The organism is Pseudomonas sp. R9.37, from assembly GCF_963878885.1.
Classification (GTDB): Bacteria; Pseudomonadota; Gammaproteobacteria; order Pseudomonadales; family Pseudomonadaceae; genus Aquipseudomonas.
Genome location: NZ_CAWNZA010000019.1, coordinates 3,749 through 27,050, shown reverse-complemented (window position 1 = coordinate 27,050; position 23,302 = coordinate 3,749). Strand labels below are relative to the sequence as shown.

Below are 23,302 nucleotides of genomic sequence, written 5' to 3'. Positions count from 1 at the left end.
TTCTTGACGACCATAGAGCATTGGAACCACCTGATCCCATCCCGAACTCAGCAGTGAAACGATGCATCGCCGATGGTAGTGTGGGGTTTCCCCATGTGAGAGTAGGTCATCGTCAAGATTAAATTCCGAAACCCCTGTCTGCTAACGCAGACAGGGGTTTTGTCGTTTTGGAGGGCTGTTGCCGACTGAGAGAAATCCTCCCGAGCCGGCCACATCAGGTCCCCCTGCACCCAGCCCACAAAAAAGCCAGTGCCTGAAAGCAGACACTGGCTTGTCAGAAACGCTAACAGATCAGAATTGATAGCTTACCGTCGCACTGACATTACGCTCTTCGCCCAAATAGCAGAAGTTCAGGCTGGCACAGGACGCTACATAGGTCTCATTGGTCAGGTTGTTCGCGTTCAACCGTACATCTACGCCTTTGAGTCCGACCTTGCCCAAGTCATACCCTAAGGATGCGTCGAATAAGGTGTAGGCAGGTACCTTCATTGTGTTCTCCGCGTCTGCCCAACTGTAGCCGACGTACCGAACCCCGCCCCCAAGTCGCAAGCCGTCAAAGGCGCCGCTATCAAACGTGTAGTCCGCCCACACCGATGCCATATGGCGAGGTGCCTGCGTGGGGGAGTTGCCTTTGTTCTCAATCAAGTTGTCGGCTGAGCTCAGCGTACTGACCATCGATTTTGAATATTTAATATCGGTAAAGGTATAGCTGCCCAAGATCTTCAGGTTATCGGTCAGTTGCATATGTGCTTCCAACTCCAGTCCCTGCGAGCGAACCGCACCTACTGCGCGATAGAAGTTTTCTTGAGGAAGCTTTGTCGCCAGGTTCTCCTGGTCAATGCGAAACCAGGAAGCTGTAAACAGGTTATCCGTCCCCGGCGGCTGATACTTCAAGCCCGCTTCCCATTGCGTTCCATTGGTGGGTGCCAGCGGGTTGCCGGCGTTGTCTGAATAGGAGTTCGGGTTGAACGACTCTGAATAGCTGACATAGGGTGCCAAGCCGTTATCAAACAGATACAGCGCACCGGCTCGCCCAGTCAGTTTGGTACGTTTGTCAGAAATTTCCGTGCCCAGCGGTCGCCCCGCTTCAGCGATACGGTTCTCGTCGGACGTCTCTACCCAGTCCTGACGCAGCCCTAGAGAGAGCCGCCATTTATCCATCTCGATCAGGTCTTGTAGATAAACGCCAGTTTGCTCAAGGCGACGCAGATAGCTGGTCAGGCTGGTATTGCTGATAGCAGTGTTGCCATAGACCGGGTTGAATGCGTTGATTGGCTGCAGTGACCCGCTCGTCCAGTCCACCACCGTTTTACGTCGCTGATAATCAGCCCCCATCAGCACGGTATGGTGAGTGGTACCGGTAAAAAATTCCGCCTGCAGCATGTTGTCGATGATGAACGCATGCAGCTTCTCATCACCTCCCGAATAATAGCGATTCAACTCGTTACTGGTCGGTGTGGTCCAGCCATAGGCGTACACCTGATCCAATTGCACCTTGGAGTCGAGATAGCGCAAGTTCTGTCGCGCAGTAAACACGTCGTTGAATCGATGCTCGAACTGATAACCGAACGACTGCTGATCACGTTTGTAGCCATCTACTCCAGGTTCACCTTCGAAGAAGTGGCTGGAGATGCGCTGGCCATTACGCTGATGCAATGCGCCGTCTGCCGGCATACCGCCGTGATAGCCGCCATCAGGATCATGCTGCAGGTACGCCTGGAGTGTCAGCGAGGTGTCTTCGGTAAAGTCGATGCTGAGTGTCGGCGCCAAGGCAAAGCGCTTTTCTTTGGCGTGGTCGAACTGCGTATCAGACTTGTCCGCTAAACCGGTAAGCCGATAGGCGATGCGCTTGTCATCATCCAAGGGTCCACTGAAGTCAAAACCCATGCCCTGCTGACCGTGACTGCCTGCCGTTGCTTGAACCTGATGGTAGGGCTCCAACAATGGCTTCTTGCTGGTCAGCGCGACCAGGCCGCCGGGCGAGCTACGTCCATAGAGGACAGAGGAAGGCCCCTTCAGAATGTCCACGCGCTCGAGAAAATACGGATCAACCTGCATGGTGCTATAGGTGCCGCTATCCCCCATGGACTTCAAACCATCAAGGTAGATGTTGTCCACAGAACCATCATTAAAACCGCGCATTGCCACGTAGTCATAACGATGGGTCGCGCCATAGGGGTTGGTCAGTACACCAGAGGTGTAACGCAGGGCTTGTGCGACGGTTTGGGAGCCTTGGTCGTCCATCTGCTCGCGCGTCACCACAGAAACGGTTTGCGACGTCTCCAGCAATGCGGCGCTGGTCTTGGTTGCGATTTGGCTATGGGTCGCGTTGTAGCCTTCCATGCTGCCTAAGGCATTACCCAGGGCGAAGCCTTTGATATCCGTGGTGGGCAGCGTCAAGGTGCTGCTCTGCGTCTGGGTCTCCAGCACAAAGCTGACACCCTCTTGCGATACCGCCTGCAAGCCAGAGCCGGTGAGTAGATGATTTAACCCCTGCTCGGCTGAATACTCGCCGTGCAGCCCGGCTGATTGCCGGCCTTGGGTTTGCCCAGGCGTGCTGGAGAGGGTAATGCCTGCCTGACGGGCGAATTGATTGAGCACCTCGCCCAGGGCGCCGGCAGGCAGGTCGTAGCGCTGGTTAACCTGCTCGATGTTTGCTTGCCCAGCCATGCCGGCGATTGGAACCGCGCCCATGCCCATCGCGGTTGACAGCAATGCCGCACGGATGGATTTAGCCAAAAGGGGGTAGGAAGAGCACGGTGAGTTGCCGGGAAAACGCGCTGTCATGATCAAGATCCGTGGAGGCCGGTGAGGGCTGATTGAAGGGCTTACTGTCTAAGCCGGTCTCACGGAAAAAAACCGCCAAAAAAATTTCATATAAAGCATAAAAAATCAGGCTGAACGTTCCAGGCTTACCCACCAACGCGTGCGGTAGCGCACTTCAACAGGCAGCGTCTGTGCAACGATCGCCAACAATTTATCCGTGTCCTCCAGCCGGAAAACCCCTGACAACCGCAAGTCGCTGGCTTCTGCCGAACAACCCAGATAACCAGGGCGATAGCGCCCCACCTCCGACAGGAAGGCAGCCAGGCGCATGTTCCGTGTCACGATCAGCCCATCGACCCAGGCGCCCATGTCCATATCCAGCGGCGGTGCCAGCGTGGCATGTGTGTGATGTACGAGGTAGCTCTCTCCTGCGTGGACTTGAGTCGACAGTCCGTCTGCCGAGTGTGGTGAGTGAATGGCCACGTTGCCACTGACCACACTCAAGCGGGTGCAATCGCTGTCTTGGCGCACGGCAAAGCGCCCGTCGATACCTTCGAACAAGCCGTGCCGAGTTTGAACCAGCAGTGGCGCCGAAGAAGGCGCGCCGCACGTCACCAGGATTTCCCCGCGAACCAGCGTGATCAGACGCTGCTGCGCGTTGAAGTCCAGGTCCACGGCGCTGTCGGTGTTGAGTTGCAAACGAGCGCCATCCGGCAATTGCACGCTGCGCCGTTCCCCGGTGGCGGTCGCAAGGTCGGACGTCCAGCGCTGCCAGCCGGTGAGGTCGCGGCTTAACCAGGCTGCGGAGCCCACCAATATGACGCCAGACAACATCTTCAGTGCCTGCCGCCGGCCCACGCCTTGCGAAACGTTTTCCAAGGCGACGCGCGCGCCGGGGATCGCGGCCATCTGGCTGCTCAATTCCTGCTGCAGTGCCTGTACCCGCTGCCAGGCCAATTCATGGTCGTCATGCGCTTCGCGCCAGCGCACACATTGTGCATGCAAGCGCACGTTGGCCCGGTTATTACGCAGGCGCAGTGCCCAAGCGATGGCCTGCTTGACCACCTGAGGATCTGGTCCGGAGCGCGCGGCATTATCCATCGTAGTCACGCCCATAACGCAGTACGTAACAGTGATACAGCGCCTGCGCGACATACCGCTCCACTGTTCGCAACGACACCCCCATCTGCAGCGCGATCTGCTTGTGCGCCAACCCATCACACTGAGCCAATAGAAACGCCTTACGTACTTTCGGCTTCAATCCGTCCAGCAGGCGGGCGATTTCCTCCAGCAGTTCCAGCACCAATATCCGCGTTTCTGCGCTGGGGACCAACGCCTCAGGGAGATGGGCGATGGACTCGAGGTAGGCGCGCTGGATGTCTTCACGCCGCCAATGATCAATCACCAGGCCGCTGGCAATGCTTCGCAGAAAGGCACGAGGGGCTTTGAGTTCCAGGCGTTCGGTTTTTTGCAGCAAGCGCACAAACGTGTCCTGAGCCAGGTCCGCTGCATCCGCCGCATTGCCCAGGCGGCTGCGCAGCCACCGGTTGAGCCAGCTGTGATGGGTGCTGTAAAGCGTCTGCACAACACGTTCACAAGGGATGTACTCAGTAGTCGGCATTCACACAGGCTCGGCCAAACGTCACAAATGATAATTAGTCGCATTGTCTGGGAGGCTGAAAAATTTTGCAACGCCGACGCCTACCGATCTACCGTCGGTCGGTTTCCGACGCAAAATCAGGATGCTTCTCACAAATTTCTAAGATTTAGCCTGGCCTGGCCGAAAGCCTGACGAGCCATGCGTGCACCGAAATAGAGCGGTCGCAGAGTCCGCCTATCCCGTTACATGGAATGTTCCACTCGGCACGCTCATCCCCCTTTGGCAAAAGAAGTCGATGAAATGAATCTTAAGTTCAGTCATAAAATTCTGCTGGCCGCATCAGGCGTCGTGGTTCTCGCGTTCGCGTTATTCACGCTTTACAACGACTACCTGCAGCGCAGCACTATCAAGCAAAACCTGGAGTCGTCTATCCAGCAATCAGGCGAACTCACGGCCAGCAGTGTGCAGAACTGGCTCAGTGGCCGCATTCTGGTACTCGAAAGCCTGGCGCAAAACGTTGCCCATCAGGGCAGCCAGGCCGATCTTCCTGGCTTGGTTGATCAGCCTGCGTTCACCTCGAACTTCCAGTTCACCTACGTCGGGCAAACCAACGGGGTGTTCACCCAGCGTCCTGATGCGAAGATGCCTGACGATTACGACCCGCGTCAGCGCCCTTGGTACAAGCAGGCGGTGGCTGCCGATAAAACCATGCTGACTCCGCCTTACATGGCCGCAGTCGGCGGGCAGATCGTAACCATTGCTCTGCCCGTCAAAAAGAACGGTGAGCTGTTGGGTGTGGTCGGCGGTGACCTGAGCCTGCAAACCCTGGTGAAGATCATCAACTCGGTAGACTTCGGTGGGATCGGCCATGCGTTCCTGGTCAGCGCCGATGGCCAGGTTATCGTCAGTCCTGACCAGGACCAGGTGATGAAAAACCTCAAGGACATCTACCCAGGTACCAACCTGCGTATCGAAAAGGTCAGCCAGGACGTTGTTCTCAATGGCCAGGACCGCATTCTTTCGTTCACGCCAATCAGCGGTTTGCCCGGTGCAGATTGGTACATCGGTCTGTCGATCGACAAAGACAAAGCCTACGCGCCACTTGGCAAGTTCCGTACTTCGGCATTGATCGCCATGTTGATTGCCGTCGTCGCCATTGCCGTGCTGTTGAGCCTGTTGATCCAAGTACTGCTGCGCCCGCTGACCACCATGGGTGTGGCCATGCAGGACATTGCCCAGGGTGAGGGCGATTTGACTCGCCGCCTGGACGTGACCAGCAAGGACGAGTTCGGCGAGGTGGGCAGCGCTTTCAACCAGTTCGTCGAGCGTATCCATGCCTCTATTTCCGAGGTGTCTTCGGCAACGCGTCAAGTGCATGACCTGTCCCAACGCGTGATGGCGTCGTCCAACGCCTCGATCATCGGCTCGGACGAGCAAAGCGCGCGCACCAACAGCGTGGCCGCGGCGATCAACGAGCTGGGTGCCGCTACCCAGGAAATCGCGCGTAACGCAGCTGATGCTTCGCAGCACGCCAGTGGTGCCAGTGAACAAGCAGACGACGGGCGCAAGGTGGTGGAGAAAACCATCCTGGCGATGTCGGAACTGTCGCAGAAGATCAGCCTGTCCTGCACTCAGATCGAAACCCTGAACGCCAGCACCGACAACATTGGCCACATCCTTGATGTGATCAAAGGCATCTCCCAGCAAACCAACTTGTTGGCGCTCAATGCCGCGATCGAGGCCGCGCGTGCCGGGGAAGCCGGGCGTGGGTTTGCCGTGGTTGCCGATGAAGTGCGTAACCTCGCTCACCGTACCCAGGAGTCCGCCGAAGAGATCCATAAGATGATCACGTCGCTGCAAGTGGGCTCGCGTGAGGCCGTGACCACCATGAACGCCAGTCAGACCTCCAGCGAGGAGAGCGTTGAAGTGGCCAACCAGGCCGGCGAGCGCCTGGTCAGCGTGACGCAGCGAATCGTCGAGATCGATGGCATGAACCAGTCGGTCGCGGCGGCTACCGAGGAGCAGACCGCTGTGGTTGAAACCCTCAATGTCGACATCAACCAGATCAACCTGCTGAATCAGCAGGGTGTGGCCAACCTCAACGAAACGCTGAAGGACTGCGATGCGCTGTCTCAGCAAGCGAGCCGCCTGAAGCAACTGGTCGACAGCTTCAAAATCTGACCGGGCTCATGCAGGAGCGAGGCGTCTCGCTCCTGCTGATCAGCTGAACATCTGGCGTACATTCTCCAGGGCCGTGTCGGCGAAGGTCTGCACAAACTGTTCAAACGCCGCCTGGGTGGTATCGACCGGCTCACCCATAAGCGTCCAGGTTGCCCGCGAACATCCTGTGCCAAGCGCTTCCACCTGCATGGCAGCCCACAGCCGGGCGACGCCCAAGGTGTTGTAGAGTGTGGTCCAGGTCATGTACATGGCGTCGTCGTCGCGGCTGTTGAGTTGCTCTACGACGCAATGGCCATCGTGGAAATGTTTGGTGCGCAAGGCGCCTATGCCTGTGCCCGTCATTTCGATGTGCGAGAGAGCCGGAACGAAGGCATCAAAGCCTGCAAAATTGCCCACCACTCGCCACAGATCAGCGGCCTCGCACGCGACGTCAACAGACGCCACCACCGGTGTGCCGTTCGGGTTGCGAATTAATGTATCGGGTTGCAGCAGATTCATGGAAATGTCCTGAACGGTCAGAGAAAGCCGATGGCCTTGAGGTGGTCGCAGCCTCTGCGCAACAGCGCCGGGTCTTTGTGCGGGTACTGCTCGCCCATCGCCTCCACACCCTGGCGTGCGTTCTCGTGACAAATCATCGTGATGTCGCTGATGTCTTCTGCGAGGTTATCCAGGTAGAAGCCCAACACGCCAAACAGCGCATTATCAGGGCCTACCGTTCGCAGCTCGGTCTGCCACTGCGCAACGCTCACTCGCTCGAAGCAGTGGCCCGCCTGACTGAATGCATCAAGGTAGCGATCCCAGCTCAAAGGCTGTGGGTTGTGCAGGTTGAATACGTTTCGGCTTGCAACGAAGCGGCCGCAGTGAAACGCAACAAAACGGGCAAAGAAGTCCACCGGCATCAGGTCGAAGTTCACCTGCAGGCGGGGCGCCAGGCCCAGTTGCAACGAACCCTTGAGCATCATCATCAGGCGGTTGTTGTGCGGCTTGCAGACGCCGTTGCGGCTATTGAAAGCGATGTTTCCCGGGCGATAGATGTTCACCCATGCGCCTTGCTCGACTGCACGCCGCAGCAAGCGTTCGGCGACCCACTTGGAGAGGTTGTAGCCATTCTTGAGGTAGAGCGGCAACGTGGTTGCAGCCGGCGTTTCAAGGATGTTTCCCTGGGCGTCGACACTGCTGCAGGCCGACAGGGTCGAGATGAAATTGAAGACTTTCTTGCAGTGGGTTTCACACAGGCGCAGGCACTCACGTATCGGTTCGACGTTGTCCTGGGCCAGTGAGGCGTAATCCATCACATGATTGACCCGCGCGGCGTTGTGCACCAAGACCCCGTGGTTTCGGGCGAGGTGCTCATAAACATCGCTAGCCAAACCCAGCCGGGGCAAGCCCATATCGGCGGCGTATACCTGCACCCGCCTCAGGTCCAGATGTTGCAGCCGGTACTCGCGCAATGCCTGGGTAAACCGCGTCATCGCCGACTGCCCCGGCTGTTCACGCACCAGGCATGCCACCTCTTGGGCACCGCCAGCCAACAAGGCTTCGACGAGGTGCACGCCGACAAAACTGTTGGCGCCCGTGACAATCACCTTGCGCGGGTCGCCAGCGCGGTCCTCATGCAGCGTTTCTATATTCAGCGTTTGCGACGCATCCTTTTCCACCTGGCCTGACGGTGCATGCGGCAGTGCCCCATCTTCCATCAGTACGCAGAGCGTACGAATTGTCGGGGCTTCAAAGAAACTGCTCAGTGAAAGGCTGCGGCCAAACGCTTTGCGCAGACGCAGCAGCAGGGTAGACAGCAGAATGGAATGGCCGCCCAGGTTGAAAAACCCATCGTCGATGGAAATGTCGCCATCCGGCACCGCCAACAACTCGCTCCACAGCGCCACCAGCCGCATTTGCAGAGGCGTTTGTGCGGCATTGCAGTCGTTGCGGGGAGTGGCGTGTTTCGGTATCGCCAGCAAGGCCTGACGGTCGATCTTGCCGTGGTGAGTGCGTGGCAGAGTGGGTAATTCTGTCCACACCTCGGGCTGCATGTAGGTCGCCAGCCATTGCCGCGCATGGTGCTTGAGGCCTGCCATGCTGGCGCCTGGTTCAGGTTGGGCGGCAAAGCTCAGGATCCTGCGGTCAGGATCAATCAGCACAGCCACTTGGCGAAACAGCCGACTGCTGCGCAGGCATTGCTCAATCTCCTGGGGCTCGACCCGAAAGCCGCGGATCTTCACCTGATCATCCCGCCGACCGCCCAGTTCGATACCGTCGGCCGTCCATTTCGCCCGGTCGCCACTGCGGTATGCCCTCACTGATCGGCCGTCCGGCTGTGTCAGCTCAACAAACGGGCTGTCGACCCCCTGCGGCGCGCTCACATACCCAAGGCCCAGGCCAGGGCCGACGATATACAGATCGCCCATCACCTGTTCATCCACCGGGTGCAGGTCGTCGTCGAGGATCAGCACCTGGCTGTTGGCAATGGGGCGCCCAAGATTGCGTGTGCTGTCACCGGGCTGGAAGGTTCGGTGGGTGACCAGTACCGTCGTCTCGGTAGGGCCGTAGAAATTGTGCAGGTGGCATTGGCTCGCCAGGCACTCGATCACATGCGGCTCGCAGGCATCACCGCCGGTCATCAAGTGAGTCAAACCCAAGGGCTGATCCACCGGCAGAATGCTCAGCAGCGCCGGCGGCAGAAACGCGTGGCTGATGCCCTGTTGGCGAATCAGCTCGACCAGTTGCTGAGGATCGTGCCGTTGGCCCTCGTTCGGGACGACCAACTCGGCGCCGGCTATCAGGGCGGGGAAGATGTCGATCAGTGATGAGTCAAAACTCAGCGGCGAAAACTGCAGCACGCGGCTGTGCTCGTCCAACGACATACAGGCGCCTAGCCAGGCGGTGAAATGCGCAAGGTTGCGTTGGCTGAGCAACACGCCTTTCGGTTGGCCGGTGGTGCCTGAGGTGAAAAGCGCCACGCAGGGTGCCTCGCTGCTGGGACGATGCTGCATCAGCGGGCGTGTGATGTCGGCACAGGTCGGGTCGACAGTGCTGACATTCAGGGTAACGAAATTGTCGCGCAAAGGGTGCTGACCCTCTACCACCAACACCCTGGCGTTGCTGCTTTGCAGCATGGCGCGCTGGCGTTGCGGCGGATGATCGGGTGCCAGTGGCAGGTACGCCGCGCCGCAACCCAGCACCGCCAGAATGCTGGCATACAGATCAACGGATTTTTCCAGGCACACGCCGATCACCGCTGGCGTCTGCGCGTGCTGCAGCAGGGGACTCAGGCTTTGCTGGATCGACACGGCGCGATCCAGTAATTGACGGTAGGTCAGCACGCTGCCCGCGATGTTCAGCGCCGGTCGTTCAGCAAAGGAATGAAGACTGGCCTGTAGCCGCTCGATCATTGGCACCTGTGCAGCCTGTAACAGTGCCGGTTGCGAAGTACGGTTGAATCGATGCAGGAACGCCAACCCTTCAAGCCCATGAAGGCTTTGCTCAGGCCAGGCATTAGCGACGGTTGTCGCCGAAAAAAACGTAGGGTCTCGCGAGAATTGACTGACCAGCGAGGCTACCCATTCCACCAGCGCATTCGTCGCATGGCGGCGCAATCGCTCGCCGTTGCCGCTGGGTTCTTCGGGGATGTCGCATATCGCCAGTACGCGGCGGGTTTGGTCATAGCAGCGCAATTGCACCGCAGGAAGCCCATGTTCAGACACCGGGCCAATGCCCAGTCGCAGGCTGATCCGCTGGGTATTATCGGCAGGCACGCGCAGCGGTTGGCTGCCGTCTTCAATCATGACGTCGAGGGACTCCGTCACTGTGACGTGTCCGTATTGCTCCAGCGTTTGCCTGATCGCTTCCAAGGCTTTGCTGGTGCCGCTCCATCCCATGTTCAAGCGCCTCATGGCTGCCTCCCCGATTCGGGTAAATAGGTGCTCAGGGCCAGGGCGACGCTCGGGGTGTTCAGCACACCGCTGTGGTGCAGAAAGCCCATGATATTGCCGAGCAGCGGGTGCTGGCGGGTGATGGGAAAGTGCAGCGCTGCGACTTCGTCTTGTAGCGCACGGCGAACGTCGGCGCTGACGTCCAGGTGTTCGATCAACTGCAGATCGAAAGCTTTCTGCAGGTCGTTGGTCAGGTAATGCGTCAAGAAGGCCGGCAGGGTGGCCGCGATGCTGTCGCGGTCGGCCGGGGTTGCCGACTGCCAGTAGATACGCACCAGGTGGGTCCAGAACTGTGCATGGCGGCCTTCATCGAACAAGTGGTCGGCCATCAAGCCGCGTATGGACGGTTTGACGCTGTCATCCTTGGCAAACGCCGCGACGTCATGGGTGATGGTGTTTTCGGCGATGGCCACGCCAATCAACTCCACGGCGTCACGCAGGTGCGGCGGCGCCAATGCCTGCGCGGCGGGCAAGGCATGGCTCAGCTCGATTTGGCCGGGCAAGTCGAGCGGTTGCAGGCCCGTCATGTTCACGGTTTGTTGCAGGAAATCCAGCGCGACCAGCGCGTGGTAATCCTCATCGACCACGACAGTCATTGCGTCGTAGCGACAGGCGAGGGGGAAGGACAGCGAGGAGCGATTCTTGGCAATGCTGCGAGCGGTCTTGTCGACGATCTCGGTTTCGAAGATCACCACGTCATTGAGGAATTTGTAGAAGCTTTGCACCAGCACGAAGTCGCGCCACTGCGAGCAATGCTCAAGGAAGGTCGCGCTCAGCACCAGGGGCTGGCGGCTCGCGGGGTAGATGAGTCTGTCGTCGTTTTCCAGCATGCGCCGCGGACGTGTGCGCAGGGTTGCACGGCGTTCCCAGTCGTCGGCGAAGGAGCGATAGTCGGCGGCGTTCATGGCTGCGTCTCTTGCAGCGAGGCGCGCACGTCGTCCCAGAAGCGGAGGCGGCTGTGCACGGCGCCCAGAGCGATCTCATCGGCCTGGCGTTGGCGAGTCGGGTCTGTACCGATCAGGCGCTGGAGTAGCGCCTCTGCGGCGGGCCCGTGCCCTTGCGTGTCCAGTTCGATGTGACGGTTCAAGTAGTAGCAGAAGGTCGGCGCCTGGCGGCCCTTGAATACATCGCCGCGCAGAATGCACGCGAACATGGAGGGAATGACACTCTCGCGTCCATGCAGGAAGGCGGACGCTACGCCATGGGTGGGCGCGTTCAAGGCGATCTGCAACGTGCTTTCGACAAAGCGGGCTACGCCTGGCGGCGCATCGACCTGATGCAAGGCTGTGCTGGCTTCGGTCCCTTGACGCTGCAGCTCAATGAAGCGCCGGACGACGCGGGTGTCAGCGCCTACTTCGGCCATCGCTTGCAGGTACAGGTCGAAGTGGCTGCAATGGCCCTGTGCGGGATGTTCATCGGACTCTTCGCCGAGCACGATTTCATTGATGAGGCGCGTCGCTTGCGAGTCGAGGGGCGGCAGCCAGGGTAACTGCGTGCAGCTCAGGTCCTGCTGCAAGCGTTTGGTCAGGCTCATAAAATCCCAAACGGCAAATACATGGTGTTGCATGAAACGCTGTAACTTGGTCAGTGAAGTTATTTCTTTAAATAACGGATGGCGGCACAGCTGCAGTTTCTTTTGTTCAAGTAAGTGTTGATGCATGGTTGATGCCTATAAGTTATTGCGCTGCTCTGAAAACAGGATGGGATTTACAACTGGACGTGCAGGCGTGGCGCATAGCCAGGCCCCGCGCGCAGCGAGAACGAGACTAAGCTGCGCAGCAAAATAAAATGGTTGTTGTATTAGGTCGCGATAGTAAGCTGATTAAACGGTGGGGCGAGATGATGAAAGTATTAGATATTTTTTCGAGATACAGTGTGTTGTAAGTAACTTGCTTGAATCGAAGTGGGACGTTTCTTTAAGTTAGCCAGGCATCAATAAATATGCGATGTATACCGTGGGGGCCCTTCCGCACAGAAAGGGGCCTTCACCGTATAAGGATCTACAACGAGCGCGGTAAAACTTACTGCGTGTCGGGTGTTGCGGCGGCTTCAAGACCGCTGAGGTAGGTAGAGATGACCTCCATGCCGCGCATCAGGTGGTTGCGCAACGTCAGGATGCTCTCGTCGGTTTTCTTCTGGGCCACCAGGCTCAGCAGTTCACGGTGATCTTCCTGGGACGTCTCGCCCAGCCCCATCGCTTCGAGGTTGAAGCGCAGAAAGCGTTCTTCCTCATTCAAGCCGTGTTCAACCAACTTGAGCAAACGCTGGTTGGGTGCCTTGCTATAAAGCGCCATGTGAAACAGACGATTGAGACGGCCGATCTCGGCGTAGTCTTTCTCCTGCTCCAGCGCTTTGATCAAGGCGTCGGCTTGGGCAATGTCGGCGTCGGTGAGCAACGGGATCGACAGGCGCAGCGCTTCGGATTCCAGCAGCATGCGCAGGGCATAGGTTTCAGCCGAATTGTCTTCGATCAACGGTGCAACCACGGCGCCCTTGTGGGTCACCACATGCAGCAAAGACTGGGCTTCCAGCTGGCGCAAAGCTTCGCGCACGGGCATGCGGCTGACACCGAACAGGCTGGCGAGCTCTTGCTGGCGCATCGCGGTGCCACAGGGCAATCGACCGTCGAGAATGGCATTGCGCAAGGTTTCTTCAATAACGGCGCGAGCAAGGTGGGCGGGAATAGGCCCGCTGATTTTGATGCTGCTTAAAGGGTTCGGCTTCTGCGTCACGGTTACGCTATCCTCCTTATTGTTGAATGGAGTGTGTTTAATTGGATCCAATGCACACTAAAGATGGCCCACACGCTTGTCAAACAGCCAAAGTTTCCGTTTGTAAGGGCTTACAAGCTGTACTTTGTGCATCCCACAGCGGCGGGTCATGAACTTCGCCCACGCATGAATGATTGCACTGTGCCATTGTTTTTTGTGGGTTGAGGCTTCACCATCCTTTGAAATTCCGTCTCTCTCCACGGACTGAACGCCTTGGCGGTAAGTTTTATTCCCTCTCGAATCCTCAGCTGGCTATTTTCAGCGATTCTGTTGGCTGGCTTGATGCTCGGCGGGCTGCATGCCGATTGGGATTTCTCTCAGATCAGCCGCAAAGCCACCGCCTTGTACGGGCCGCTGGGTGAGGGCCAGCAGCGAATTGACGCCTGGCAGCGGTTGCTGGCGACCCAAAAGCAAGTCGACGAGCAGGAGCAGCTCAAGGTCGTCAATCTGTTCTTCAACAAACAAATGACGTACGTGGAAGACATCGACCTGTGGCACGTGGTCGATTATTGGGAGACGCCCATCGAAGCCCTGTGGAAAGGTGCCGGAGATTGTGAAGACTACGCAATCGCCAAGTATTTCAGCCTGCGTCACCTGGGCGTTTCCAGCGACAAATTGCGCATTACCTACGTCAAGGCCTTGCGGCAGAATCGCGCACACATGGTGCTGACTTATTATTCGACCCCCAACGCCATCCCGCTGGTGCTCGATAGCCTGATGGACGAGATCCTGCCGGCCACTCGCCGTACCGACCTGATTCCCGTGTATTCCTTCAACGCCGAGGGTTTGTACCTGCCCGGCGCCAAGGGCAACACAAAAGTCGGTGATACCAAACGCTTGTCGCGCTGGCAGGATGTGTTGAGAAAAATGCGTGCCGAAGGCTTCCCGGCCGAGCCTGCCAACTAGGAGTAACTGATCGGATGTCTCTGTTCAAACAACTATTGATCGCAATCTGTCTGTTCCTCGTGGTCGCCTTCAGTGGCAGCTTCATGGTCAGCCTGGAAAGCTCGCGCACCCAATACGTCAACCAGCTTCGCTCCCACGCGCAGGATGCGGCGACGGCACTGGCATTGTCGCTGACGCCCAATATCGACGACCCGGCCATGGTCGAACTGCTGGTCAGCTCAATCTTCGACAGCGGCTATTACGCGAGCATCCGCGTGGTGGACCTGGCCACGGATAAAACCATCGTCGAGCGCAGCGGCATTCCCGACAACAACGGTGTGCCCAACTGGTTCGTGAAATTGATCGGCCTGGAGCCGGCGGGTGGCGATGCGCTGGTCAATCGCGGCTGGGAGCAGGCGGCGCGCGTGGAGGTGGTCAGTCACCCGATGTTCGCCCTGGCCAAACTCTGGCAGAGCGCCCTGGGCAGCCTCGGCTGGCTGTTGCTGTGCGGCGCGGTCAGTGCGGTGCTTGGCGCGTTATTGCTGCGCCGGCAGTTGAAGCCATTGGACTACATGGTCAAGCAGTCCCACGCCATTGCCCGCCGCGAGTTCCTCAGCTTGCCCGACCTGCCGCGCACGCCGGAACTGCGCCGCGTGGTGCAGGCCATGAACCAGATGGTGGAAAAGCTCAAGGCGCTGTTCCAGGAGCAGGCCGAGCGCAGCGAAAAACTGCGCATCGAGTCCTATCAAGACAACCTCACCGGCCTCGCCAACCGGCGTTATTTCGAAATGCAGCTCAACGCCCGCGTGAGTCACCCGGAAGAGACCAGCTCCGGCTATCTGCTGCTGCTGCGGGTCAAGGACCTCGCCGGTCTCAACCAGCGCCTCGGTGGCCAGCGTACCGACCAATTGCTGCAAGCGGTCGGCGAACAGCTGCTACGCGAGTGCGAGCCGTACCCGGAAACCCACAACCTCGTCACCCGTATCCGCGGCGGTGAGTTTGCGGTACTGGCGCCGGGGCTGGTGCGTGAAGAAGCGCTGCAACTGGCGCAGAACCTTGAGACCACGTTGCTCAGCCTGCAGGCCACTGGCGCCAGTGATGTCACGCCGGTTGCCTATATCGGCCTGGCACCGTTTAACCATGGCGATTCGCCTCAAGCCCTGTTGACCCTGGCTGACCAAGCCCTGGCCCAGGCCGAAGGGCAGGGCGACACCACCTGGGTGTGCCTCGACCATAGCGCCGCCGCCAGCGTCGGCGACGATCACCATGCGTGGCACACACTGCTCGACCAGGCCCTGACCCAGCAGCGTTTCCAGCTGTACTTCCAACCGGTCGTCGCCAGCCAGGACCCGCAGCTGGTCTTGCACTACAAAGTGCTGTCGCGCTTGCAGGATGAAGACGGCCACACGATACCTGCCGGACGTTTCCTGCCGTGGCTCGAGCGCTTCGGCTGGACGGCGCGCCTGGACCGCTTGATGCTTGAGCAGGTACTCAAGCAAATGGCCGGCCACAGCCATAGCTTGGCGCTGAACCTGTCTGCCGCGACCTTGCAGGATGCTCAGGCGCTGAATCGGATTTTTGAGCTGCTGCGCCAGCACAGCAACCTGGGCCCGCGCCTGACCCTGGAAATCGGTGAAGAGCAATTGCCGGAGCAGGCGCTGCTGGAGCAGTTGACCCAGCGCCTGCGCGAGCTGGGCTTCTCTCTGAGCCTGCAGCGCTTTGGTGGGCGTTTCAGCATGATCGGCAACCTTGCACGGCTGGGCCTGGCGTACCTGAAAATCGACGGCAGCTACATCCGCGCCATCGATCAGGAAAGCGACAAACGCCTGTTTATCGAGGCGATCCAGCGTGCGGCCCACAGCATCGACTTGCCATTGATTGCCGAGCGTGTGGAAACTGAGGGTGAGCTGAAGGTGATTCGCGAGATGGGGATTTTCGGTGTGCAGGGCCAGCTGTTCGGTGAACCGGCGCCCTGGAAATAATCCAAACCTAACGGGGCACTCGCTTGTGTGGGAGCTGGCTTGCCTGCGATAGCATCACTTCGGTCCGCCTGATACACCGAGGTGCCTGCATCGCAGGCAAGCCAGCTCCTACAAAAGCCTGCCCCGATTTAGATTCGGTGTGCCTAACTAAATCAGATCAAACCAGTCTCTTCATCATTGATCAGGTGGCTCAACCCGCCCAACGCTTCCCGCGCGTGGGTACGGTCCATCAGCTTGGCCTGCGCCGCCGGCGGCAGGTCTGTCACGCTGATCACGCCCTTGCGCGTCAGCACCTGAATCAAGTCGTCCAGCACCCGAATCATCTCCAGGTCGCTTTGCTTGAGCTGCGCCAGGCTGGTTTCCACCACTTCGTTGGCGTACCAGGCCTGGATCTCATGGTGATCGGCCGGCAGGGTTTCAGTTGATTCGGCAAAGGCGGCGGCCTCCACGCGACTCAGTGCACCCTGTGCATCACGTTGCACGTAAAACATAAGAAACCCTCGAAAATGAGCCACACGCGTTCACCAGCATAGGTCAATGGTGTGTTTATGAGCGCGAGTATGCGATGCAACCGCCCGTGAGGGCCAGCAACGCATCAGCCAAATAAATCGGCCGCCCGAGTGGGCGGCCGGTTCATCGCGTCTTAGGCGGTGTGATCGATCTTGATGGTCGGGTCGGCACCACTGATCAGCGAGTTGATGCTGGTGTGAGACCAATCGTTGCCTTCCAGCTTGATCGTCACATCGGCATTGGCCACGCCGCCCGCTGCGTTGAGCTTGCCTTCACTGCTGATTTGCAGGGTCGACACGCCGTCTACCGTGATGATCTTGAGGTAGTTGTCGATGGTGCTGTCTGTCTCACCCTTCAACAGATCCTTGAGATCGATCCGGTCACCTTCCGAGGCTTTAAAGTCCTTGATCACATCGTTGCCCAGGTCACCCGCTTTCCACACGAAGGTGTCGGCACCCGAACCACCGATCAGGATGTCGTTGCCCGGACCACCGATCAAGGTGTCGTCACCGGTGCCGCCCAGCAAGATGTCATTGCCTTTGCCGCCGTCCAGGTAGTCATTGCCGCCCTGGCCGAACAGGATGTCATCACCCGCGCCGCCCAGCAGCGTGTCGTTGCCGTCCTTGGCGCCGGACACATCGAAGTCCGCGTAATGCTCGGTGACGTACTGGTGCACGTTCGAGGTGGTCACTGCCGTGACCGCCACGCCGGTCTTCTGTGCAACAAAGGCCTGCAGTGCGTTGTAACCCTCACCGGTAATACCGCTGAAGCTCACCAGGTCGCCGAAGATGATGTCGTTGCCGTCGCCACCGCTGATGGTGTCGTTACCCGGCAGCGTTGCTTCGGTGTGGCCGAGAATTGCGTTGGCCAGGTCTTTCGGGTCGATGTTGCTTTGCGGCTTGCCATCGCTGTCGTAAGGCTTCAGGTCGCTGAGGGTAACGTCGCTGTTGATGCCGATGGCTTCCACTTGCGACAACCCGCCCAGCAAGGCAAAGGCGCTTTTGGCGTTGCTCAGCGTCGCCGAGTCGGTGCTGCTGCCGGTACCGCTCAGGTTGGACAGCTCGTAGGTGCCGTCACCTTGGGCGTGCAGGGTGCCCAGGTTGTTAACCACCCAGCGCGAGCCATTCCAGGTTTGCAACTGGGCCGCACCCGAGGAGTCGACGCTGAAGTAGTGGGTGTTATCCAGGTATTTGCTGAACGTCGTGCCCAGTGTGTAGTTGGACGTGGTCACCAAGTCGTCGAGCTTCACGTTGTAAATCGTCGGGTTGGTCTGCTCGCCGCTCTGGTAATAGGTCGGCTTGCCGTCGGTGATGAAGTAGGTCAAGTTGGTGGCACCGCTGTTGCCGGTAGCCAGGCCGCTCTGGAAGAAGTTGGCCGTGGTCTTGAACACGTCTTCATAGTTGGTACCGCCGCCCGACGCCATCGAGTCCAGCACTGCCTTGAGCAGGGTCAGGGCGTTTGGATCGTTGAGGTTGATGGCGACCGACTTGTTCACCTGGGTATCGAAATCCGCCAGGAAGATATTCACAGTCCCCGACGTGTTGGCGCCCAGGCTGTCTTTGAGCGAGTTGAACACCGAGGTCAACGAAGCCTTTGCCGCGTTGATCGACGCGGTGCTCATGCTGCCGGAACTGTCCACCATAAACGCGATGTTGTAGTTCTTGCCCTGCACCACGTTCAGGCCGCCGATATCGGCCACGACGATGTCGTTGCCATCGGTGCCGGTAATCGCGTCACTGCCCGAGGTGCCCGTGATCGCGCTGTAGGTGGCCGGGTACACCGTCACCGGCAATTGCGCGGTGGTGATGGCCGAACCGCCGAGGCTTTCGGTGGACGTCGAGGTGACGGTCAGGCTGAACTGGCCGCTGTAGTAGGTCGGCGGCTTGATGGTCAGGGTGCTCAGGTCCCAGCCGGTGACGTTGACTTCGCCCACGGTTTTGGTCGCGGTGAAGGTGTGCCCGGACGCGTCGGCTAGCACCGAGCCTGCCGGTACGCCACTGATCTTCACGCTCAGGGTTTCCGAACCGTCGGTATCGGTCAGCGCGGTGGTGACCTTGGACAGCTTCACGGTGCCGTTTTCCTGGCCTTCGTTGAGCTTGTAGCCCACGTAGTAACCGTCACCGTTGCTGCCATGCAGGTCGGACACGGTCACGCCGGCGTTGGTCAGGTCAGTGATGCCGGTGTACAACGCCGCGCCGCTGGTGCTCAGGTCCGTGGCCGCTGCGCCGTTGATCGACAGGTTGACGTCATAGCTGCCCGGACCGGACTGGTTGGCGTGGTAAATCTCGATGCTGTAGTAGCCGCTGACGGTCGGGGTGATCGAGCCGCTGAACTTGCCACTGTTGGTGCCCCATTGCGCGCTGGCCACGTCTTTGCCGCCGACGTTGATCACCAGGCTGTCATCGCCGGTGCCGCTGAAGGTGTAGGACTTGCCGGCTTCCATGTACATCAGGCCGGAGATCTTCGAGCCTGCACCCGCCGCCACATTGGCGGTGGATTCGACGTTGGTCACAATCCCGCTGCTGTTGGGCGTGCCGGCGTTATCAATGGCGTTTTTCAGGTCGGCTGGGGCCGCGCCGTTGCCGTTGGTGCCGATGCCGGCGATGCTGTTCCAGCTTTGTTTGAGCAAGCCCACCGAATTGACGTTGTTGTCAGCCACATTCAGGGTCGGTGCGTCGGCGACCGGTGTGATATCGACTTTCACCGTGGCGCTGGTGCCCAGGTCCTTGCCGTCGGTAGGCTGGAACTTGAACTGCGCGTAATCGGCCTGCTTGTTGCCAATACCGGTGCCGCCATAACCGTCGGTGCCGGACTCGTTGGCGTTGGGCATAAAGCGCAACTGGCCGCCGTCGATCTGCGCCTTGGTGAAGGTCTGGCCGGCGGTCACGTTGGTCCAGGTGGCGCCATCTGCCGCCAGGTATTGCAGCTTGCCGGCCACCGGCAGGTCGGTGATCTTCACGCCAAGGCTGGCTTGTGGCGAGTCCACATCGGTCACGCCGAAGTTGGCCCAGGTCAGCGCCAGCGGCGTGTCTTCGGTGCCGGTCACGGCGCTGCCGGTTGCCACTGGCGCATCGTTGACCGCCACTACGTTGACCGTGGCGGTAGCGACGTTGGAGTAATTGCCGCCATCGGTCACGGTTACGGTGATGGTCCGCGGCGTGGTGCTCGGGTCGTGGCTGTTGTTGGTGAACGTGATGTTCTTGATCTGCTGCATGTAGTCAGCCAGCGACGCCGTACCGGTCAGGGTCAGCGTGATCTTGCCGGTGGCAGGGTCTGTGGTCGGGGTCACAGTGATGCCGGTAACGCCTGTGTAGTTCAGCGAATCGCCCTGCTGAGTGTTGGTCAAGACCACCGTGGCGCCGGTCAGTTGAGTACTGTCCGGATCGGTAATCTTGATGTCAGTGTCAGCAATCGACACGCCCGTGCCGCCTTCGGTGAACGAGGTCTTGTAGTCGGCACCGGTGGCGCCGCTGGAGTTGTTGGCATCCAGGTCGATGACCGGCGGCGCGTCGTTGTCGATGATGTTGGTGCTGACGCTGCCATTGCCGACCACCAGGTTTTCGAAGTTGCCGCCGGTGGTTTTATCGATGGTGATGACGATCGTTTCTGTCGGCTCGGTGATCTTGTCGTCGATCGTGCCGATGGTGAACGGCACGCTGCTGGCGCCAGCCGGGATCTTCACGGTGTACACGCCGGTGAAATCCGAGCCATCGGTGGCGGTGCCGCTGTACTTGAGCGTCACGGTCACATCGGTTTGCGCCGGGTTGCTCAGGGTCAGGGTGTAGTTCGCCGTGCCGCCTTCAGTCACCGACGCGTCGCCGGTAATGCTGATGGTGGTGTTGTTGATCACATCCGTCACCTTGGTGGTCACGGTGCTGCCGTCGACGATCAGATGCTCGTACTTGTCGCCGCCGCTGACCACGCCGGTGATCTTGGCAGTCACGTCGTTGGCGCCCACGTACGCATCGTTAGGCGCAGTGGTGGTCGCGGTGTTGCTGGACTGGCCGTTGCCGATGGTAATGGTCGAGCCGTTATTCAACTTCACCACCAAGTCGGAGCCGACGTTGGTTACGGCGTTGCCGTTCTTGTCGACCAGGGACGCGGTGTAAGTGATCAGGCCGCCTTCGCTGACCGAACCGTTGGCTTTGAGCGACACGGTCACGTCATCGATGGTGTCGTTGACGACGGTGGTTGCGCCGCCCGGGGTGATGGTGACGCCCTCGAAATTACCGCCGGTAGTGCCGGTGATCTTCACGGTCTGGGTGCTTTTGTCGATGAACACGTCATCGCCTGGCGCATTGACGGTCACCTGGCCGACCAGGGAATCCTTGGCGATCTTGATCGTGGCGCCGTTATCCAGGGTGACCACCATGTCGCTACCGGCCTTGTTGCTCAAGGTGGCGGTGTAGGTGATGGTGCCGCCTTCGTTGACCGCACTTGGCGCGCTCAGGGTGACGGTCGTCAGGTCGGTGGTGCCCGGTGTGTCGTATACGGTGGTGCTCACCGGATCCTTGACCGGCACCAGGTTCTCGAACTGCTCCCCACCGGTTACGCCCTTGATGGCCGCAGTCACCGTCTGGTTGCCGGCGTACACATCGTTAGGCGCGACAACGGTGGCCGTGCTGGAACTCTGGCCGTCGGCAATGCTGATGGTTTTGCCGTTATCCAGCTCGACCACCACAGTCTTGCCGACGTTATTGACGACATGACCGTCTTTGTCGACCAGGGTGGCGGTGTAGACGATGTTGCCTTTCTCGCCGACGCTGCCGGTGGCGGTCAGGAGGATTCTCACCGTATCAATGGTGTCGTTGACCACGGTGGTGGCGCCGCCCGGCGTCACGCTGAGGTTTTCGAAATTGCCGCCGGTAGTGCCGGCGATCTTGACGGTCTGGGTGCTCTTGTCGATGAACACGTCATCGCCTGGCGCATTGACGGTCACCTGGCCCACCAGGGAATCCTTGGCAATCTTGATCGTCGAGCCGTTATCCAGGGTGATCACCATGTCGCTGCCAGCCTTGTTGCTCAAGGTGGCGGTGTAGGTGATGGTGCCGCCTTCGTTGACCGCACTTGGCGCACTCAGGGTGACGGTGGTGGTGTCGATCGAGTCGGTGATGCTCGTCACTGCAGCGGTCGGATTCGCCGCCAGGTTCTCAAAATTACCGCCGGTTGCCTTGGTGATCGTCGTGCTGACAGTCGACGCGTTGTTGTAAACGTCGTTCGGCGGCGTTTGGAACACGACCGTGCCCGAAGACTTGCCGGCTTCGATGTTGATCGTCTGGCCGTTGCTCAGCGTGACCGCCACAGCGGTTTGCGCCGGGTTGGTCAGCGTGGCGGTGTAAGTAATGGTGCCGCCTTCAACGACCGAAGGGGTCGCCGTCAGGGTGACAGTGGTGGTGTCGATCGAGTCGGTGATCGTGGTAGTTGCTGGCGCTGGGTTGGTCGCCAGGTTTTCGAAGTTGCCACCGGTAGCGTTGGTGATCGTCGTGTTGACGGTCGAACCGTTGTTGTAGACGTCGTTGGCCGGGGTGTGGAACACCACCGAGCCCGAGGACTTGCCGGCTTCGATGTTGATCGTCTGGCCGTTGCTCAGCGTGACCGCCACAGCGGTTTGCGCTGGGTTGGTCAGCGTAGCGGTGTAAATAATGTTGCCGCCTTCAACGACTGAAGGGGTTGCCGTCAGGGTGACGGTAGTGGTGTCTATCGAGTCGGTGATGGTAGTGGTTGCTGGCGCTGGGTTGGTTGCCAGGTTTTCGAAGTTACCGCCAGTGGCGTTGGTGATCGTCGTGTTGACGGTCGAACCGTTGTTGTAGACGTCGTTGGCCGGGGTTTCGAAAACCACACTTCCGCTGGACTTGCCCGCTTCGATATTGATCGTCTGGCCGTTGCTCAAGGTAACCGTCACAGCAGTTTGTGCTGGATTGGTCAGCGTGGCGGTATAGGTGATGTTGCCGCCTTCAACGACCGATGGGTCCGCCGTCAGGGTGACGGTGGTGGTGTCGATCGAGTCGGTGATCGTAGTGGTGGCTGGCGCTGGGTTGGTTGCGAGGTTCTCGAAATTACCGCCAGTGGCGTTGGTGATCGTCGTGTTAACGGTCGAACCGTTGTTGTAAACGTCGTTAGCTGGAGTTTCGAAAACTACAGTTCCGCTGGACTTGCCCGCTTCGATATTGATCGTCTGGCCGTTGCTCAAAGTGACGGTCACGGCGGTTTGCGCCGGATTGGTCAGCGTCGCGGTATAGGTGATGTTGCCGCCTTCAACGACCGATGGATCCGCCGTCAGGGTAACGGTAGTGGTGTCGATCGAATCAGTGATCGTGGTGACGGCTGGGGCAGTACCTGGAACCAAGTTCTCAAAGTTACCGCCAGTTGCACTGGTAATAGTTGTGCTGACGGTCGAACCATTGTTGTAGACGTCGTTAGCTGGGGTTTCGAAAACCACCGAGCCGGCAGATTTACCCGCTTCGATAACGATGGTCTGGCCATTGCTCAGCGTCACGGTGACCGGAGTTTGCGCCGGGTTGGTCAGCGTCGCGGTGTAGGTGATGTTACCGCCTTCAACGACCGATGGATCCGCCGTCAGGGTAACGGTAGTGGTGTCGATCGAATCAGTGATCGTGGTGACGGCTGGGGCAGTACCTGGAACCAAGTTCTCAAAGTTACCGCCAGTTGCACTGG

Annotated in this window: 12 protein-coding genes, 1 rRNA gene and 1 pseudogene (1 of these 14 only partly in view); 4 read left to right on the top strand and 10 right to left on the bottom strand. The window is 59.2% G+C overall.

The window, feature by feature from the left end:
• The first annotated feature begins 2 nt into the window (after positions 1 to 2).
• Positions 3 to 118, top strand: a 5S ribosomal RNA gene (gene rrf / locus AACU78_RS12025).
• 173 nt (positions 119 to 291) lie between these two features.
• Here rrf and AACU78_RS12020 read toward each other — a convergent pair.
• From AACU78_RS12020 to AACU78_RS12010, 3 genes are all read right to left on the bottom strand, one after another.
• Positions 292 to 2,787, bottom strand: a complete 2,496-nt coding sequence (locus AACU78_RS12020; protein WP_106580717.1) for a TonB-dependent siderophore receptor — start codon at positions 2,785 to 2,787, stop codon at positions 292 to 294.
• A 105-nt stretch (positions 2,788 to 2,892) separates the two neighbouring features.
• The gene (locus tag AACU78_RS12015; RefSeq protein ID WP_106580716.1) at positions 2,893 to 3,867 is read right to left on the bottom strand and encodes a FecR domain-containing protein; all 975 of its coding nucleotides are present in this window, start codon (positions 3,865 to 3,867) and stop codon (positions 2,893 to 2,895) included.
• Positions 3,860 to 4,387: a sigma-70 family RNA polymerase sigma factor gene (locus AACU78_RS12010; protein WP_106580715.1), complete on the bottom strand. Its 528-nt coding sequence runs from the start codon at positions 4,385 to 4,387 to the stop codon at positions 3,860 to 3,862. The genes AACU78_RS12015 and AACU78_RS12010 overlap by 8 nt, the downstream gene beginning before the upstream one ends.
• Positions 4,388 to 4,666: 279 nt before the next feature.
• Here AACU78_RS12010 and AACU78_RS12005 point away from each other — a divergent pair, with 279 nt between their 5' ends.
• Entirely contained in the window at positions 4,667 to 6,547 is a 1,881-nt protein-coding gene (locus AACU78_RS12005; protein ID WP_106580714.1) for a methyl-accepting chemotaxis protein, read from the top strand.
• Positions 6,548 to 6,586: 39 nt separating this feature from the next.
• Here AACU78_RS12005 and AACU78_RS12000 read toward each other — a convergent pair whose 3' ends face one another.
• The 5 genes from AACU78_RS12000 to AACU78_RS11980 form a co-directional block, all read right to left on the bottom strand.
• Complete coding sequence (locus tag AACU78_RS12000) at positions 6,587 to 7,045, bottom strand: SRPBCC family protein (RefSeq protein WP_106580713.1); 459 nt, start codon at positions 7,043 to 7,045, stop codon at positions 6,587 to 6,589.
• Between the two features lie 17 nt (positions 7,046 to 7,062).
• Positions 7,063 to 10,440 carry an amino acid adenylation domain-containing protein gene (locus tag AACU78_RS11995; protein ID WP_106580712.1) on the bottom strand — a complete coding sequence of 1,126 codons (3,378 nt, stop codon included), beginning with the start codon at positions 10,438 to 10,440 and terminating at the stop codon, positions 7,063 to 7,065.
• A complete protein-coding gene (locus AACU78_RS11990; protein ID WP_106580711.1) occupies positions 10,437 to 11,384 on the bottom strand; it encodes a diiron oxygenase in 948 nt (315 codons plus the stop codon). The genes AACU78_RS11995 and AACU78_RS11990 overlap by 4 nt, the downstream gene beginning before the upstream one ends.
• Entirely contained in the window at positions 11,381 to 12,139 is a 759-nt protein-coding gene (locus tag AACU78_RS11985; protein ID WP_106580710.1) for a DUF3050 domain-containing protein, read from the bottom strand. The genes AACU78_RS11990 and AACU78_RS11985 overlap by 4 nt, the downstream gene beginning before the upstream one ends.
• Positions 12,140 to 12,500: 361 nt before the next feature.
• Positions 12,501 to 13,211, bottom strand: a complete 711-nt coding sequence (locus tag AACU78_RS11980) for a GntR family transcriptional regulator (protein WP_106580709.1) — start codon at positions 13,209 to 13,211, stop codon at positions 12,501 to 12,503.
• Positions 13,212 to 13,463: 252 nt separating this feature from the next.
• On the opposite strand from AACU78_RS11980, the gene lapG reads away from it, so the two are divergent.
• Positions 13,464 to 14,156: a cysteine protease LapG gene (gene lapG / locus AACU78_RS11975; RefSeq protein WP_106580708.1), complete on the top strand. Its 693-nt coding sequence runs from the start codon at positions 13,464 to 13,466 to the stop codon at positions 14,154 to 14,156.
• A 14-nt stretch (positions 14,157 to 14,170) separates the two neighbouring features.
• Entirely contained in the window at positions 14,171 to 16,117 is a 1,947-nt protein-coding gene (gene lapD, locus AACU78_RS11970) for a cyclic di-GMP receptor LapD (protein ID WP_106580707.1), read from the top strand.
• 152 nt (positions 16,118 to 16,269) lie between these two features.
• On the opposite strand, the gene AACU78_RS11965 is transcribed toward lapD, so the two are convergent.
• Together AACU78_RS11965 and AACU78_RS30075 are read right to left on the bottom strand one after the other, a co-directional pair.
• On the bottom strand, positions 16,270 to 16,608 hold the full coding sequence (locus tag AACU78_RS11965; RefSeq protein WP_016968775.1) for a hypothetical protein: 339 nt from the start codon (positions 16,606 to 16,608) through the stop codon (positions 16,270 to 16,272).
• Positions 16,609 to 16,760: 152 nt separating this feature from the next.
• Positions 16,761 to 23,302: pseudogene (locus tag AACU78_RS30075) on the bottom strand (immunoglobulin-like domain-containing protein); its annotated part runs 3,748 nt beyond the window's last position; the annotation flags it as partial.

What these genes read in the sequence shown, in the direction of transcription:
- lapD (WP_106580707.1), top strand. Translation starts at nt 14,171, where the DNA reads ATGTCTCTGTTCAAACAACTATTGATCGCAATCTGTCTGTTCCTCGTG.
- AACU78_RS12010 (WP_106580715.1), bottom strand. Translation starts at nt 4,387, where the DNA reads ATGCCGACTACTGAGTACATCCCTTGTGAACGTGTTGTGCAGACGCTT.
- AACU78_RS11965 (WP_016968775.1), bottom strand. Translation starts at nt 16,608, where the DNA reads ATGTTTTACGTGCAACGTGATGCACAGGGTGCACTGAGTCGCGTGGAG.
- AACU78_RS11990 (WP_106580711.1), bottom strand. Translation starts at nt 11,384, where the DNA reads ATGAACGCCGCCGACTATCGCTCCTTCGCCGACGACTGGGAACGCCGT.
- AACU78_RS12005 (WP_106580714.1), top strand. Translation starts at nt 4,667, where the DNA reads ATGAATCTTAAGTTCAGTCATAAAATTCTGCTGGCCGCATCAGGCGTC.
- AACU78_RS12015 (WP_106580716.1), bottom strand. Translation starts at nt 3,867, where the DNA reads ATGGATAATGCCGCGCGCTCCGGACCAGATCCTCAGGTGGTCAAGCAG.
- AACU78_RS12000 (WP_106580713.1), bottom strand. Translation starts at nt 7,045, where the DNA reads ATGAATCTGCTGCAACCCGATACATTAATTCGCAACCCGAACGGCACA.
- AACU78_RS11985 (WP_106580710.1), bottom strand. Translation starts at nt 12,139, where the DNA reads ATGCATCAACACTTACTTGAACAAAAGAAACTGCAGCTGTGCCGCCAT.
- AACU78_RS11995 (WP_106580712.1), bottom strand. Translation starts at nt 10,440, where the DNA reads ATGAGGCGCTTGAACATGGGATGGAGCGGCACCAGCAAAGCCTTGGAA.
- AACU78_RS12020 (WP_106580717.1), bottom strand. Translation starts at nt 2,787, where the DNA reads ATGACAGCGCGTTTTCCCGGCAACTCACCGTGCTCTTCCTACCCCCTT.